Origin of the sequence: Paraburkholderia sp. EB58 (genome assembly GCF_050436665.1) — a bacterium.
Classification (GTDB): domain Bacteria; phylum Pseudomonadota; class Gammaproteobacteria; order Burkholderiales; family Burkholderiaceae; genus Paraburkholderia.
This window is the reverse complement of the sequence record NZ_JBNDMQ010000004.1, coordinates 288,457-303,636: the sequence shown is the minus strand read 5'-3', so window position 1 is coordinate 303,636 and position 15,180 is coordinate 288,457. Positions and strand designations below refer to the sequence as shown.

Sequence of the window (15,180 nt, the reverse complement as noted above, 5' to 3'; positions counted from 1 at the left end):
ACGCATGCGTGCCATTATTCTCGCTGCGGGCCTTGGCCTGCGCCTCCAGCTCCCGCCGGGCGAACAGTTTCCGAAGTGCCTGCTGCAGTTCGACGGCGTGAGCCTGCTCGAACGGCATCTGCAGATGCTCGAAACCGCCGGCGTCACGGACGTCGTGCTGGCGCTCGGTTTCCAGCCGGGGCTGGTCGAGGCCGAGCTGAAGCGCATCAACTGGCCGCACCCGGTCGAGATCGTGATCAATCCGCGTTTCGACCTCGGCAGCGTGCTGACGGTGCATACCGTGGCCGAGCCGCTGACGCGCGGCGGCGACGTCCTGCTGATGGACGCCGACGTGCTGTATGACGAGCGCATCCTGAACGCGCTGGTGGCGGGCGAAACGGTCAACCGGCTGCTGATCGACCGCGATTTCGAAGCGGGCGACGAGCCCGTCAAGCTGTGCCTGAAAGACGGTGTACCGGTGGAACTGCGCAAGCAGCTGGCCGTGAATCTCGAATACGACACGATTGGCGAGTCGGTCGGCTTCTTCCGCTTCCGCGAGGAAACCGCACAACGCTTTGCGCAGATCGTGGCGGGCTACATCGACAGCGGCCGCTCGAACCTGCCGCACGAAGAAGCCGTGCGCGATCTGCTGCTGGAACGCAGCCAGATGTTCAATACCGCCGACGTGACCGGCTCGCCGTGGATCGAGATCGATTTCCCGAACGATGTCGTGCGCGCTCGCGCCGAGATCCTGCCGCAATTGCAGCCGCTGGTGACTGTGCCACGCTGACCTCTGCTTCTGCTGTGACGCGCATGTGCCTTTTTGTGAAGGCACATGCACCTGGCCACGCCAACGCCGCAGCGTCATCACTTCAAATAAAGCCCCGGCGTCCACGCCCCCGTACGCGAAGAAAAGCTCACGGTCTCGCTGACTGTGTTTCTGATGCAGATGCCTATCTGCGAAGCGCCCGCAGCCCTTTGCGACGCAATATAGCTACTGATGTCGTTGATCCGTACCTGTTGCACGTTGTCCATGTAGATCGAGCCAATATGCTGAGTCAGGTCGCACGACGAAGCGGTAGGCAGCTTGCTCGTCTCATCCCAGTCTGTGCTTGCCGCGAAGAGTTCGATCATGACAGCGGCGGTATCCGTGACGTTCCCGCCTAACGACTGCAGGTACGACCTGGCGTACGGATAGGCGTTGAGATTGGCCGGCATTGGAAACTTGATGAAGGTGAGGTTGCCCGGCGCCAGGACGAACGTTGCGCCTGCAGGTTGCGCAACGTTGTTGTTGTCGAGTTCAACGTTCGCGGTCGCCGCCGAATAGTAGGTGGGGATGTTTTTGCCGCAGGTGCTGCCTGGCGTGCTGGGCTTGTTCACGCACATATCAATCATGTATTGCATCGTCTCCGGGCGCCATGCGTTCATGAAATCGCCATGAGCGGTGTACATGCTTCCCCATTGCGGGACCCATTGACCGTTCTGGAATACCGGGTCCATCGAGAGTTGCGCATCCGACATGTCGGGATTGGTCCCGAGGTCGTATGCAATGTTCATCTGCAACTCCGGGATCTTCACCGGATAGGCGCTGGGGCAGGTGCCGTCGCTGTTCCGATACGCGACGTTGAGCTGGCCCGTTCCGGCTTTGATCGGCGCTTTCATCCGGTTTGCCCGGCCGGTTCCCAGGACCGGCACCAACGTATGTCCGTCCCAGCAGTCGGGAAAGTGCACGGAGATATTGAATTGCGAATTTCCACCGGGTGTTTGCGGGGGACACGTTTTAGGCGGCACTTTTACGTACCCCTGGCCGGCGCACAGGAAGTCGATGTGCGGATTCTGCGTGGTACCCATGTGATTGCCGGCCAACATCTCCAGACCGGGCGGAATCACGCTGACAGGCATCACCGGTTGGTCGTTTTTATAGTAAGTCTTCTCGTACATCGGTGGGATGATGCCGGAGCCTCGCTTCATCTGTCGTGCCCAATACGCCGAAGGATCTGCCGCCGAATCACAGGTGGTGGAGATGTCTTTCATCAATGAATCGGGCGTGCTAAAGGCGTTGGTGTTCGCATTGCCAAAGAAGTCGTGCACCATCGCTTCTCCTGGCTTTCCGGGGTAGACGATGGCGTCGTCCGGGAGCGTATGCGAGTAAGCGCACTGCGTGTTGAACTGCCCGGCATGGGCGGCGCCTGCCGCAAGTGTCAATATCAGCGAAATAACGACATTTGTTTTCACGAGTGGCTCCATTGAAGACAGGATGGAGAGGCATTGAAGTCCAAATTATTTTGGAAAACTAAATAAATTGTGTGATTGAACGCATTCAGGTTTCGGCATACACGGACACGTGTCCCGGAACGGCAACGGGAGTCTAGTTCAATACCCGCAGGATGGACTAGCTAACGAAGGAAAAGAGTTGCGTCCATTGCATGCCGCAAAACATTCTGGATAACGGCTCGCCAGACCGGAAATACCGCGGCCTTGTAGATGAAACAATGCGGATCAATCGAAGAGTGGACGAAACGATGAACGACAGATGTGCACAGGCACGCACATACGCAAAACGCATGACACAGAACGTCAACCGCCATCACCCGCCTTTATCGGACATTCATCGAAGCCTTGACCATTCTTGACCAATTAGCGGCGTGCCCCGGGTAAATTGCGCCTAGCATACTGAGAGCATGCGTTCTGGAGCGGTCTGGTGTTGCCGCTCGCCATCCACCCCCATTGGAGGTTTAAACATGAGTATTTTCGGCACGATTGTGAACAAGCTGTTCGGCAAGGCGAAGCCCGATCAACCGCCCCCGGCGGTGGAACCCACGCCGGATCCTGCCGTGGCGCAAGCTGCAGCGCAGGCCGCTGCGCCCGACGCAGCGCCGGCACCCGCGCCGCTGGCGGATGTCGATGTCGCTGCCGTGATGGACCAGCTCGTGAGCGAGAGCGGACAGACGTTGAATTGGCGCGTATCGATTGTCGATACGATGAAGGCGCTTGGCGTCGACAGCAGTCTCGACCATCGCAAGCAGCTCGCCACGGAACTCAAGTACAGCGGGGACATGAACGACTCGGCCAGCATGAACATCTGGCTGCACAAGCAGGTCATGGTCGCGTTGGCCGCAAACGGCGGAAAGTTGCCGCCGGACCTCGCCGCCTGAACGCTGTGATGCGGGCGCCTCGCTAACGCCGGCTGTCCTTGCGCGTTGAGCGCCAAGCGTTAAGTGCCACACGGCCTGTCTGCGGACAGGCCGTATTTTATGCTGCCGTTTTAAACCAATCTGACAACATCTGTTGCCGACTCGATGCCATAATCGAGCCTTTATGCCGACGGCTTTGCCACCCGTCGTCCTGCCAATGCCTCTTGCCTTGGGTGCATTCATCGTTCCATTGATCGTCGCGTGTGCGATGTTCATGGAAAACGTGGACGGTACGGTCATCGTGACGTCGCTTCCCGTTCTGGCGCGCGACCTCGGTCACAGTCCCATCACCCTCAAGCTTGCCATCACGAGTTATGTGATCGGCCTCGGCGTCTTCATTCCCATCTGCGGCTGGGTGGCCGATCGCTTCGGCTCCCGCACGGTGTTTCGTACGGCAATCGGCATCTTCATGGCCGGCTCGCTGATGTGCGCGGCCTCCACTTCGCTCGGCACATTCGTGTTTGCGCGTTTCGTGCAGGGTCTGGGCGGTGCGCTGATGGTGCCGGTCGGGCGTATCATCATTTTCCGCTCGCTGCCGAAGTCGCAATTCATTCGTGCAGTCAACTATCTCACGATACCTGCGTTGCTCGGGCCGGTGCTCGGGCCGCCGCTCGGCGGGTTCATCACCACGTATCTGCACTGGCGCCTGATCTTCTTTATCAACATCCCGATTGGTGTGCTCGGTATCTGGCTCGCGAACAAGCACATCGCCAATGTGCACGAGGAGCATCCCGGACGTCTCGACTGGACCGGTTTCGTCTTGTCGGCAGGCGGGGCTTCGCTGTTTATGCTGGGCGTTTCGCTGATCGGCGGGGAGCTCGTGTCGAATACGGTCTCTCTCGGTATGACCGTGCTGGGTGCCGCGCTGCTGGTCGTCTACTGGCTGTATGCGAGCCGGGTCGAATTGCCGGTGCTCGATCTGCGCCTGCTGCGCATTCCTAGCTTTCACGCGAGCGTGGTGGGCGGTTCGCTGTTTCGCATTGGTCTCGGCGCCGTGCCTTTTTTGTTGCCGTTGGCGTTGCAGGAAGGACTCGGCATGACGGCCTTCATCTCAGGCTCGATTACGTGTGCGTCGGCCTTCGGCTCGATGTTCATGAAGACGGTTGCCTCGCGGGTGCTTGAGCGTTTTGGGTTCCGCAAGGTGCTGATGGTCAATGCGTGCTTCGCCGGACTGGCGATCGCTGTCTACGGATTGTTTTTCCCCGGCATGCCCCATTGGGCGATCTGGTGCATCGTGTTATTCGGCGGCTTTTTTCCGTCGCTGCAGTTCACTTCGTTGAATACGCTCGCCTATGCGGATATCCCGAGCCGCGACATCGGACGCGCTACCAGCGTGGCAAGCGTGATCCAGCAGATTTCGCTTGGGCTCGGCGTAACGATAGGCGGGCTCGTCTTGCAGATTTCGCATCATCTGCAGGGTCATCCGGCCATTGTGTGGTCCGACTTCTGGCCCGCGTTTCTAGTGGTGGGGCTGTTCTCATTGGGCTCGATTCCGGTGACCGCGCGTCTGCCGCAAGGAAGCGGCGATGAAATCGCCAAGGGCAGCAGAGGCCGCGCATAAGAAGAACATGCGATGGGCGCCATGGCAGTGGTAAGGCCGCTTGGGTCCGCTGTTCCATAGCAAGTTAGGACTGCCGTTTATGGCTTCGCAAAACACCGGTTTGCGTGCTATAAGCGAAAGCAGTCGTTTTCTTCACTGCTAAGAAATGGTCATGGAGGAGAGTCAATGTCATTGGGCAAAGTAAAGTTTTCCGCAAGCATATTTGCTGTAGCCGCAATCGTTACCGTATCGAGTGGCTTGCTCGAAACGGCACCCGCGTATGCGAAGACTTCCGATCAGCAACAGGCTGTCCTCAACGCCTCGGCCATTGCCGTTGCTGACAAGTTCAGCGCTGACGCCGCCGAGCAGATCTTCAAGGAAGGCGGCAACGCCGTCGATGCCGCCGTGGCGATTGCCTTCACGCTTGCCGTGACGTATCCGGAAGCGGGCAATATTGGCGGCGGCGGTTTTATGACGTTGTATGTGAACGGCAAGCCGTACTTTCTCGACTATCGCGAGAAGGCGCCGCTGTCAGCGACACGGAACATGTATCTCGACGACAAGGGCAACGTCATCAAGGACATGAGCCTCTTCGGTTATCGCGCGGTGGGCGTGCCGGGCACGGTCGAAGGCATGTGGGAAGCGCAGCGTCGTTTCGGCAAGCTGAAGTGGAAGCAGGTGCTGGCGCCGGCCATCAAGTACGCCACGGACGGCTTCGAAGTGAGCGAGCAGTTGCAGCAGCGGCGTGACGACTCGGCTAAAGACTTCGCGGGCAAAACCAACTTCGATACTTACTTCGGCAACCTCAAGCAGGGCGTCAACTTCAAGCAGCCGGATCTCGCCGCGGTCTTGACGCGTATTGCCAACCAGGGCGCCAAGGACTTCTACGATGGCAAGACTGCCGACCTGATCGCCGCTTCGATGCGCGGCCATGGTTTGATCACGAAGCAGGATCTGCACGAATACAAGGCCGTGTGGCGTCAACCGGTGGAGGCGAACTGGAACGGCTACCGTGTGATCACCGCACCGCCGCCGAGTTCGGGTGGCGTCGGCCTCGTGCAGTTGCTGAAGATGAAAGAGGACATTGCGCCTGACTTCAAGGACGTGCCGCTCAATTCGGCGCAGTACGTGCACCTGATCGCGGAAATCGAAAAGCGTGTGTTTGCAGACCGCGCGCAATACCTGGGAGACCCTGACTTCTACAAGGTGCCGGTCGCACAGTTGATCGACGATTCGTATCTCGCCAAGCGTGCTGCGGAGGTCAACCCGACCACGCCGTCGGATACGAAGAGCATCCAGCCAGGGCTCGGCACCTCGATGCCGGAGAAGGCTGAAACCACGCATTTCTCGGTGATCGACAAGTGGGGTAACGCAGTTTCGAACACTTACACGATCAACGGTTACTTCGGCTCGGGCGTCGTGGTGGACGGCACGGGCATCGTGCTTAATGATGAAATGGACGACTTCTCGGCCAAGCCGGGCGAGGCGAACCAGTTTGGCGTCGTGGGCAGCGACGCGAATGCGATCGCACCGAAGAAGCGTCCGCTGTCGTCAATGACGCCGACTATCCTGACGAAGGACGGCAAGGTGTCGCTGGTGATCGGTACGCCGGGCGGCTCGCGCATCTTCACGTCGATCTTCCAGGTCATCAACAACGTCTACGACTTCAACATGCCGTTGCAAGACGCGGTGGCTGCGATGCGCTTTCATCACCAGTTGCTGCCGCCAAACACGATCTTCTGGGAGCCGTACAAGCCGATCACCGGCGAACTCGCGCAGCAGATCGAAGCGAAGGGCTACAAGTTGCAAGGCCAGGACTTTAGCGGCGATATTCAGGTGATCAAGGTCAATGGCGATACGCCGGAGCCCGCTGCCGATCCGCGCGGCCGCGGTGTGACGCGAGTGATTCAGTGAGGGTTTGAAGACACAGCGGTGTGAGCGCGCCATGCGCTGCACCGCACCCTTGCCGGAGTGATTCTTACAGATCGGTAAACTTGCCAAAGAACCGCACCCATGCCTCCTTGTCAGCCTCGGAGAGGGTTGGGTTCGACGTCACACCGAACGCCTCATCACGGGCTCTGACGCAAGCATCGATAAACTGCTGCAAGGTGTCGCGATCGGCAAACAGCAACTTGCGTTGCGATGCGGCAATTTCCACACGCGCCGGCGTTCTTGTTACACGCGGCACGCCAGCGCCGTCGAGGCCGGCGGTGTCCCACGTGACTCGTACCTGATAGTCGCCTGTCACATCGATCTCCTGTGGATCGGAGTTTGCGCTTAGTGCTTTAGCTCGTTACTCCGATCCCATGCAAGATGGTTGCTGTCCGAGGGTCGGTTCCCTCAGTATAGAAAATCGCCGTGACACTGCTGGGTTTCTCTGGCCTTTCTCTGCGCTTCGGCCTCAGCTTGCCTGTTCGACCGGCGTGAGCGTCAATTCGAGCCGCTGCGCGCCGCGCAACACGGTCACGTTGACCGGGCGGTCAATCCGCGACGCATCCAGCACCCGCTGCAGGCTGTCGACGCCATCGACCGGCAGGGCATCGATCCCGACGATCGTATCGTCCGTGCGCAATCCGCCGAGAGCGGCCGGACTACCCTTGACGATTTCCATCACCCGCACTCCGGTTTCCGAGTCGAGGCCAAAGTAGCGCTGCACGCGGCGTGACAGCGGCGTGGTGGTGCCGGCTACGCCGATATACGCGCGCCGCACCCGGCCGTGCGCGAAGATCTGCATGATGACCCACTTCGCGGTGTCGATGGCAGTGGCAAAGCAGATGGCCTGGGCGCCGGGGATGATCGCGGTGTTTACGCCGATCACCTGGCCCGCCGAATTGATCAGCGGCCCGCCCGAGTTGCCTGGATTCAAGGCCGCGTCGGTCTGGATCACGTCGTAGATCATGCGCCCCGAATTCGAGCGCAGCGAACGGCCGAGCGCGGAGACGACACCGGTGGTGACGGTCTGCTGCAGGCCGAGCGGGTTGCCAACCGCAATCGCGATCTGACCGACCCGCAGTCGCCCGGATTCGCCAAGTTCGACGTGCGGCAAGGGCTCGGCCGAGCCGATGCGCAGCACGGCGAGGTCGCTGCCGGGGTCGTCGCCGACCAGATCAGCGGCGAAGGTGCTGCCGTCGGCGAGCGTGACGCGGATCTGCGTGGCGCCGTGAACGACGTGACTATTGGTCAGCAGGTAGCCGTCCGGCGTGAACAGAAAGCCCGAACCGGTGCCGCCGCGCGTGCCTCGGCCGCCCGGATTGGCGGGCGTGCGGTGTTCGACGGAAATGAACACGACCGCCTGCTGGACCCGCTCCAGCGCGCCGATCACGGTGCGCGAGTAGGCGTCGAGCAAGGCGTCGTCGTTCAGCGCGGACGGCGTGGCGGCCGCAGCGGCGCCAGCGGGCGCGCCAGGCTCGGACGAGGCGCGCGACAGGTCATCAATAAAACGGGGACGGCTTCCCATGGCGAAGCTCCGGACAGGGCGGGAGCCTAACTGCAGGGCTGTCCATCCGTTTTCAAGATGCGGTAACGGGTGTGAGAAACTGGCCACGCCGACGCGCCATGCGCCAGATGCAAGAGGAGACACCATGACGAACCAGACTGCCCACTCAGAGGAACCGCGCATCGAGTCGCTGAGCGCGATTACGCTGGCAACCCACGATATGGCGCGGGCCGTACCGTTTTATGAAGCGTTAGGTTTTCCGCTGAAGTTCGGCGGTCCGCAGGAAACGTTTGCATCCTTTGCCTTTGGGACGTCGTTCCTGAACCTGATCGCGGACAGCCGCGGTCCAGTCAACTGGTGGGGGCGAGTGATCATCCACGTGTCGGACGTAGACGGCATTTATCAGAAGGCGCTGGCGGCCGGTCTGCGGCCCGAATTCGCGCCCGCGGATGCGCCGTGGGGCGAGCGCTATTTTCACATCACCGACCCGGACGGCCACGAGTTGAGCTTCGCGAAGCCGCTGCGCCAAGCAATCTGATTGCGCTGAAAACTCGCTATCATGGGTCGTTGCGAGCCATGCTACCCCAGTAACAACAGTGACACCTCGACCGTCGATAATCGAGCGGTCGCCGCTGCGCCCGGCGCAGTGTGCCTACCTATTCCCGTTTCCAGGAGAGTCGCGATGAAAGAGCAGGATCCCAGAGCCGATATGGCGTCGATGGCCGAGCGGCAGCGCCGTTTTGAAGAGGATCTCATCGACGCGTACGACGAAGAGCTCGAAATGGAAGTGGACGACCGCATCAGCGACGGCGAGGCGGGGTTTTCGCCTGAGCATCGCGAGGCGCGCAAAAAGTACTTCCGCGAACTGTTTCGTCTGCAGGGCGAACTGGTGAAGCTGCAGGACTGGATCGTTGCGACTGGCCACCGGTTGGTGGTGATCTTCGAAGGGCGCGACGCAGCGGGCAAGGGTGGCGCGATCAAGCGCATCACGCAGCGTCTCAATCCGCGCGTGTGCCGGGTTGCGGCACTGCCGGCGCCTAACAACCGCGAACGCACGCAGTGGTACTTCCAGCGCTATGCGACGCATCTGCCGGCCGGCGGCGAGATGGTGCTGTTCGACCGGAGCTGGTACAACCGCGCGGGTGTCGAGCGTGTGATGAACTTCTGCACGGACGAAGAGTACGAGGAGTTTTTCCGCTCGGTACCGGAGTTCGAGAAGATGCTGGTGCGCAGCGGCGTGCAGATTCTCAAGTACTGGTTTTCGATTACCGACGAAGAGCAGGAAATCCGTTTCCAGACCCGTATCCACGATCCGCTCAAGCAGTGGAAGCTGAGCCCGATGGACCTGGAGAGCCGGCGCCGTTGGGAGGCGTACACCCACGCGAAGGAAGTGATGCTGCAGCGCTCGCACATTCCCGAGGCGCCGTGGTGGGTTGTTCAGGCAGTTGACAAGAAGCGCGCGCGTCTGAACTGCATTCACCATCTGCTGAGCCAGGTGCCGTATCACGAGGTCGAGCATCCGGCCATCACGCTGCCGGAGCGCGTGTACAACAACGAGTACATTCGGCAGCCGGTGCCGGCTAATATGATCGTGCCGGAAGTGTATTGAACACGATGGAGCAATGAAAAAGCGCGGCTGGGGCCGCGCTTTTTTTTCGGCAGTACTTGGCGGTGCTTTTCAGGCGGCTATTCTTTGCCGCCTCAGCGCGCCTTGTAGCCCGTTCAAAACACGTGCAAGAATACCCAGTACAGCGACGCGGCCAGCGCAATCGAAGCGGGCAGCGTCAGCACCCACGCCAATAGCAGACTGCGTACCGTACTCCATTGCAGTCCCGAGCCGTTGGCCGCCATCGTCCCGGCTACCCCTGACGACAGCACGTGCGTCGTCGACACCGGCAGACCGTAGACGTCGGCCGCGCCGATCGTCAGCATGGCCACCAATTCTGCCGAAGCGCCCTGCCCGTAGGTCAGATGCTGTTTGCCGATTTTCTCGCCGACCGTCACGACAATGCGCTTCCAGCCCACCATCGTCCCTAGCCCCAGTGCGATCGCTACAGCGACCTTGACCCACGTCGGGATGAACTTGGTCGCGTGATCAATCTGCGCCTTGAAGTTGTCGATCGACTTGACATCGTCCGGGGTAAAGGCGGGCTGTTTGGCCTTCTCCATCAGGCGGATCGCTTCGGAGGTGACATACATGTTGTTCCGCACGTTATCGACGATATCCTGCGGCACGCCCGCCAACGAACCCGACGCGCCGACCTGTTGGCCGATCTGGCCGGTCAGTTGCTGCAACGCAGGCAGTGTCTCAGGCGTCATTTGACGGGTACGCACATACGCTTCGACGTCGGTGCGCGGATGAGCAGAGGGCGGGGCGCCATTCGTATATTTGCCGAACGTCGCAGCTGCCTGTTGCGACACCGCGACGAAAGTTTGCGTTTGCGCCGGCGTGACAGCCTTATTCAATGCATACGCGGTTGGCACCGTGCCGATCAGGATCAGCATGATGAGGCCCATGCCCTTTTGGCCGTCATTCGAACCGTGCGCGAACGAAACGCCCGTGCACGTCAAAATCAGCAGGCAGCGGATCCAGAACGGCGGCGGTTCGTTACCCTTCGGTTCCGAATACAGCGCCGGCACACGTACGACTGCTTTGAGGATGATGAGCAGCAGCCCCGAAAGCAGAAACCCGACGATCGGCGAGAACACAAGCGACTTGCCGACGCCCAGCGCCTGATTCCAGTCCACGCCGCTGGTGCCGTTGGCACCGTGCATCAGTTGGTTCATCAGGCCCACGCCGATAATCGAACCCACCAGCGTGTGCGAGCTCGATGACGGCAAACCGAAGTACCACGTGCCGAGGTTCCAGATGATCGCCGCGATCAGCAGGGCGAACACCATCGCGAAGCCGGCGCTGTTGCCGACCTGCAGAATCAGTTCGACCGGCAGAAGCTGCAGCACGCCAAATGCGACCGCACCGCTCGAGGTCAGCACGCCGAGGAAGTTCCACGTGCCGGACCACATCACTGCGATATTCGGCGTGAGCGAATGCGTGTAGATCACCGTTGCGACAGCGTTCGCGGTGTCGTGAAAGCCGTTGACAAACTCGAAGCCGAGCGCGATCAGCAATGCGACGCCAAGCAACAGGTAAGGCAAAAAGCTGAGCGATTGTACGGACTGCAGATCGCTAACCAGATGCACGGCGCAGTACACCGCGCCGATTGCAATCACGACCAGGAAAATGATCAGACCAATGCCGCGGCTGCGAGCGCTGGTGGTAGTCGTCTGCGGGTACGAAAGTTCCGGCATGGCGTGGGCCCCAAGGGTAGTCGCGTCAACTTTTCATGCTGGTTCATCAATATGTCGAAATAATGACGGATATATGTCATTCGGGCCCTTTGTATGTGCATTGTAGGTTTGCGCCTTGACTGGCGGGGCTGCGTCATATGAGGAACGCATACGGCTTCCGACTACTATTTCGATTTTGTAAACGCCGTGGGTGAAGTCTGATCACTGAACTGCGGTTGACATTCATATGATTAAATCTAACGCTTTTGGCGAAAATTGGCTGCTCGACGAGCGTGCAGAGTCGAGATAGATGCGCACGCAACCATTGGATGGAGGTTTCCGCTCGCGCCGCAAACGCCGTCGCCTAAAAGGCCCATCACGGCTAGCGCGTAAAATGTCCCCCCGGTTCGCCGTATCCGATCAGAGACGCCCTTGAAACGAAAAATGCCTGCGCTCAACGCGCTCAAAGCCTTTGAAGTGGCTGGCCGTACTGGCAGCTTCACCCGTGCCGCCGAGCTGCTCAACGTCACGCAGAGTGCGGTCAGCCGGCAGGTGCGCCAGTTGGAAGAACAACTCGGCGAAGCCTTGCTGCAACGCCGCCATCATCATCTCGAACTGTCGGCGGCCGGCCGGTTGCTCCTGCAGGCCTTGCAGCAGTCGTTCGACAAGATCGAACTGACCGTGCGCAGCATTCAGGAAAAGACCCATCTGAACCGTCTGCGCATCAATGCGCCTCCCACGTTTACCAGCCGCTGGCTGATGCCGCGCCTCGCGCGCCTGCGCGACGAGCATCCCGAACTCGAACTGAGCCTGTCGACGCGCGTCGAGGACAAGCTCGCCGAATCGGGGGTGCTGGATTGCGCGATTCGCTTTGGCGATGGCGAATGGGAAGGCTTCGACAACCGCCTGCTGATGAGCGAACGACACGTGGCCGTCTGCTCGCCGGCGCTGCTCGCACGTCACTCTGGGCAGCAGGAGATCGATCTGAATCAGTTCACGCTGCTGCACGTGTTGGCGAGCGACGACCAGCGTTACCTGACCTGGCAACATTGGCTGAAGGCGGCGGGCATTGTCGGCGTCGATACCAGCGGCGGTTACGAATTCGATCTGCTCGATCTGGCGATTCGCGCGGCCGTCGACGGTCTGGGCATCACGATTGCCGACCGCCATATGATCGCCCGCGAGCTGGCAACCGGTGAGCTCGTGCAGGTGCTGAATGTGCACGTCGATGGGCACCAGTCCTACTGGCTGGTGACGCGCCCGGAGCAGGGCGATTTGCCACAACTCGCCTTGTTTCGCGACTGGCTGCAGCATGAAGTGTGGTCGACCGAACGCAACCTGGAGCGCTCGGCGTCGTCGCCGGAGCGGCTGATCAGCGGACATTGAGCGTCAAACGGCAAACGGCAAACGGCAAACGGCAAACGGCAAACGGCAAACGGCAAACGGCAAACGGCAAACGGCAAACGGCAAACCCGAACCTGCAGCCCGTTTGCCGGCAAGCGGCCATTCAGATTCCATAAGGGCACCTGAAAGGTCGGCTAAGCGGTGTAGCGCGTAAGCGAGCCAGGTAGCACGGCGTCTCGCAAGCACTTAAACAGCGCTAACGCATCAGTTAAGACGCCGTAAGTTAGAGGTCCACGCCAAAAACTTCGTTTTATGCGGTCTTCTGCACGTTTTGCGGATGGCTCCGCTTACCGGATTCGTCCGAACATCGCTAGACTGAGCCTACGAAGACGAACCTTAAGGTCGTCTCGAATAACAAGGTGTGGGCTGCGTAACGGGGAGTGGTTTTATCGTGCCGCGCGAGCCGACGCCAAAAAAAGAAAAACTGAGAGCAAGCGTATGGGGAAGCCGAGCGAAAAACCAACTGAAGAACCGCAAGCATTTCCGGAAACGGTACATCCGCAGCGGGTGACGTCGACAGAGTGGAGCGTGATGCTGGCGTTCGCGGTGACGATGCTCACCTGCATGTTGAGCGGCACGCTCAAGAGCATGGCGGATGAAGTCACGGCCATCTGGCTGGCGAATGCGGTGTTGCTGGGCCAGATGATGGTGGCTGCGCCGAGACAACGCTATTGGGTGCTTGCCGGCGGCATAGCTGGGAATATGCTGGCCAATCTGTTTGGCGAAAGCCTGATGGTGGCGCTCTCTTACACGCTGGCAGATACGCTTGAGGTGTTGATTGCGTTCAGCTTTGCGCCGCGTATCGGCTCAGTCGCCGAACTGCTGCGTCCCAAGGCACTCCTAAAATTCATGGCTGGCGGTGTCGTCCTCGCGCCTCTTTTGTCCGGACTGCTTGCTACGACTCTGCTGCGCAGCCAATTGAGCGGCCATCTGCTTCCCAGTCTTGCCAACTGGTTTGTCGCGCATGCGCTGAGCCTAGTGCTTTTTACGCCGGCGGCGGTGGTGTTCTGGAACGGCGAAGCCGCCGACCTCCTGCGCGCGGACCGGCGCCTGAAAACCGTGGGTCTCCTCCTGCTCGTATGCGCGGTCACCACCGGGGTCTTTGTACAAAACCGCTTCCCGCTGCTCTACTGGGCGCTGCTGCCAATCGTTCTGCTGGCATTTCATGCGGACGCTGCAGGTGTCATGGTTGGGTTATTGCTGTGTCTTGCCATTACGGTGTCGTTCACCATGCGCGGCATCGGACCGCTGTGGATATTCCCGTATCCGAACATGGAAGCCCGCATCTTTTCGTTGCAACTGTTTTTGCTCGCCGCGTTAGGCATTGCGCTGCCAATTAGCGCGACCCAGGTGTCGCGCGGCCGTCTTGTTGGACTCCTACGCGAAGGCGAACGGCGCTATCGGATACTTGCGGAGAACGCGACTGACATCGTCATGAGTGTGACGCTCGAGGGGCGGCTTACCTATGTGTCCCCGCGCGCTCAAACCGTCATGCGCCGCAACCCCGACGAACTGATCGGCGCATATTTTCCCGATCTGGTTATTGCCGATGATCGCGATGCACTAGCCACGGCCATCGAAAACCTGGCGATCGGCGCGAGCGAGATCTCGCAGGTCAGCCGCTTCAGGCGATCCGATGGCCAGATCCTCTGGCTGGAAACGTACCTTCGTCCGGTGATCGATCCGTTTTCCGGACAGCCGGAAGCGCTCACGGCGACGACACGCGACATCACCGCACGCAAAACGGCCGAGCAGCGTCTCGCCGACGAGCGTCTCGAACTGCAGGGGCTGGCGTATCGTGACGGACTGACGAGTCTCTTCAACCGGCGCCATTTCGACCTCGAACTGGAAAATCAATGGCAGCACCTCGCAGAGGACGAAGGCTCCGGTTTTACGGCAGTCGTGATGATCGATATTGATGCGTACAAAAGCTATAACGACCAGTACGGTCATCAGCGAGGTGACGACTGTTTGCGCACGATTGCACAGACCATTGCGCTATCGGCGAAGCGTCCGACTGATATCGTGGCCCGCTACGGCGGCGAGGAGTTCGCGTTGATCCTCAAGGATACCGACCTGCAAGGCGCGCGCGTGGTGGCGGAGCGCATTCGCCGGGCGGTTGAGGAGTTGCAGGTACCACACCTCGCAAGCCACATCGGGATTGTCACGGTAAGCCTTGGCGTCGCTGCGCAGCAACCGCGCCAAGGTGGTGACCCGGCCGGTCTGGTGGCGGCGGCAGACCGCGCGCTCTATGAAGCCAAACGGCGCGGCCGCAATCAAACCTTCGTGGCCGAAGAGGGCGATGCGGGTCCCGGTTCGCGCGTCTGACGTACCAGACA

General features: G+C 60.2%; 12 protein-coding genes. 8 read left to right on the top strand and 4 right to left on the bottom strand.

Annotated features, from left to right (window positions below; translation table 11 throughout):
• Positions 1-4: 4 nt before the first annotated feature.
• The gene (locus P3T40_RS08580) at positions 5-769 is read left to right on the top strand and encodes an NTP transferase domain-containing protein (RefSeq protein ID WP_429267249.1); all 765 of its coding nucleotides are present in this window, start codon (positions 5-7) and stop codon (positions 767-769) included.
• Positions 770-846: 77 nt separating this feature from the next.
• Here the strand turns inward: P3T40_RS08580 and P3T40_RS08575 are convergent, their stop codons facing one another.
• Positions 847-2,214, bottom strand: a complete 1,368-nt coding sequence (locus P3T40_RS08575) for a DUF1996 domain-containing protein (RefSeq protein ID WP_429267248.1) — start codon at positions 2,212-2,214, stop codon at positions 847-849.
• A gap of 506 nt (positions 2,215-2,720) precedes the next feature.
• Here P3T40_RS08575 and P3T40_RS08570 point away from each other — a divergent pair.
• From P3T40_RS08570 to ggt, 3 genes are all read left to right on the top strand, one after another.
• Entirely contained in the window at positions 2,721-3,134 is a 414-nt protein-coding gene (locus P3T40_RS08570) for a DUF3597 domain-containing protein (protein WP_429267247.1), read from the top strand.
• Between the two features lie 196 nt (positions 3,135-3,330).
• A complete protein-coding gene (locus P3T40_RS08565; RefSeq protein ID WP_429267330.1) occupies positions 3,331-4,734 on the top strand; it encodes an MFS transporter in 1,404 nt (467 codons plus the stop codon).
• 165 nt (positions 4,735-4,899) lie between these two features.
• Complete coding sequence (ggt, locus tag P3T40_RS08560) at positions 4,900-6,627, top strand: gamma-glutamyltransferase (RefSeq protein WP_429267246.1); 1,728 nt, start codon at positions 4,900-4,902, stop codon at positions 6,625-6,627.
• A gap of 64 nt (positions 6,628-6,691) precedes the next feature.
• Here ggt and P3T40_RS08555 read toward each other — a convergent pair whose 3' ends face one another.
• Entirely contained in the window at positions 6,692-6,961 is a 270-nt protein-coding gene (locus tag P3T40_RS08555) for a hypothetical protein (RefSeq protein WP_429267245.1), read from the bottom strand.
• A 153-nt stretch (positions 6,962-7,114) separates the two neighbouring features.
• Positions 7,115-8,170, bottom strand: a complete 1,056-nt coding sequence (locus P3T40_RS08550) for a S1C family serine protease (RefSeq protein ID WP_429267244.1) — start codon at positions 8,168-8,170, stop codon at positions 7,115-7,117.
• Positions 8,171-8,294: 124 nt separating this feature from the next.
• On the opposite strand from P3T40_RS08550, the gene P3T40_RS08545 reads away from it, so the two are divergent.
• Both P3T40_RS08545 and ppk2 read left to right on the top strand, forming a co-directional pair.
• A complete protein-coding gene (locus P3T40_RS08545; RefSeq protein WP_429267243.1) occupies positions 8,295-8,687 on the top strand; it encodes a VOC family protein in 393 nt (130 codons plus the stop codon).
• A gap of 144 nt (positions 8,688-8,831) precedes the next feature.
• Positions 8,832-9,758, top strand: coding sequence for a polyphosphate kinase 2 (gene ppk2 / locus P3T40_RS08540; protein WP_429267242.1), 927 nt, complete (start codon positions 8,832-8,834; stop codon positions 9,756-9,758).
• A gap of 113 nt (positions 9,759-9,871) precedes the next feature.
• Here ppk2 and P3T40_RS08535 read toward each other — a convergent pair whose 3' ends face one another.
• Positions 9,872-11,458 (bottom strand): inorganic phosphate transporter, encoded by a 1,587-nt coding sequence (locus tag P3T40_RS08535; RefSeq protein WP_429267241.1) that lies wholly within the window; start codon positions 11,456-11,458, stop codon positions 9,872-9,874.
• Between the two features lie 423 nt (positions 11,459-11,881).
• On the opposite strand from P3T40_RS08535, the gene P3T40_RS08530 reads away from it, so the two are divergent.
• Both P3T40_RS08530 and P3T40_RS08525 read left to right on the top strand, forming a co-directional pair.
• Positions 11,882-12,823, top strand: coding sequence for a LysR substrate-binding domain-containing protein (locus P3T40_RS08530; RefSeq protein ID WP_429267329.1), 942 nt, complete (start codon positions 11,882-11,884; stop codon positions 12,821-12,823).
• Positions 12,824-13,279: 456 nt separating this feature from the next.
• Entirely contained in the window at positions 13,280-15,169 is a 1,890-nt protein-coding gene (locus P3T40_RS08525) for a diguanylate cyclase domain-containing protein (protein WP_429267240.1), read from the top strand.
• Positions 15,170-15,180: the final 11 nt, after the last annotated feature.

Bases quoted from the DNA above. Each gene is read 5' to 3' on its own strand.
- P3T40_RS08580 (WP_429267249.1), top strand. From the start codon at position 5: ATGCGTGCCATTATTCTCGCTGCGGGCCTTGGCCTGCGCCTCCAGCTC.
- P3T40_RS08570 (WP_429267247.1), top strand. From the start codon at position 2,721: ATGAGTATTTTCGGCACGATTGTGAACAAGCTGTTCGGCAAGGCGAAG.
- P3T40_RS08565 (WP_429267330.1), top strand. From the start codon at position 3,331: ATGCCTCTTGCCTTGGGTGCATTCATCGTTCCATTGATCGTCGCGTGT.
- ggt (WP_429267246.1), top strand. From the start codon at position 4,900: ATGTCATTGGGCAAAGTAAAGTTTTCCGCAAGCATATTTGCTGTAGCC.
- P3T40_RS08550 (WP_429267244.1), bottom strand. From the start codon at position 8,170: ATGGGAAGCCGTCCCCGTTTTATTGATGACCTGTCGCGCGCCTCGTCC.
- P3T40_RS08545 (WP_429267243.1), top strand. From the start codon at position 8,295: ATGACGAACCAGACTGCCCACTCAGAGGAACCGCGCATCGAGTCGCTG.
- ppk2 (WP_429267242.1), top strand. From the start codon at position 8,832: ATGAAAGAGCAGGATCCCAGAGCCGATATGGCGTCGATGGCCGAGCGG.
- P3T40_RS08535 (WP_429267241.1), bottom strand. From the start codon at position 11,458: ATGCCGGAACTTTCGTACCCGCAGACGACTACCACCAGCGCTCGCAGC.
- P3T40_RS08530 (WP_429267329.1), top strand. From the start codon at position 11,882: ATGCCTGCGCTCAACGCGCTCAAAGCCTTTGAAGTGGCTGGCCGTACT.
- P3T40_RS08525 (WP_429267240.1), top strand. From the start codon at position 13,280: ATGGGGAAGCCGAGCGAAAAACCAACTGAAGAACCGCAAGCATTTCCG.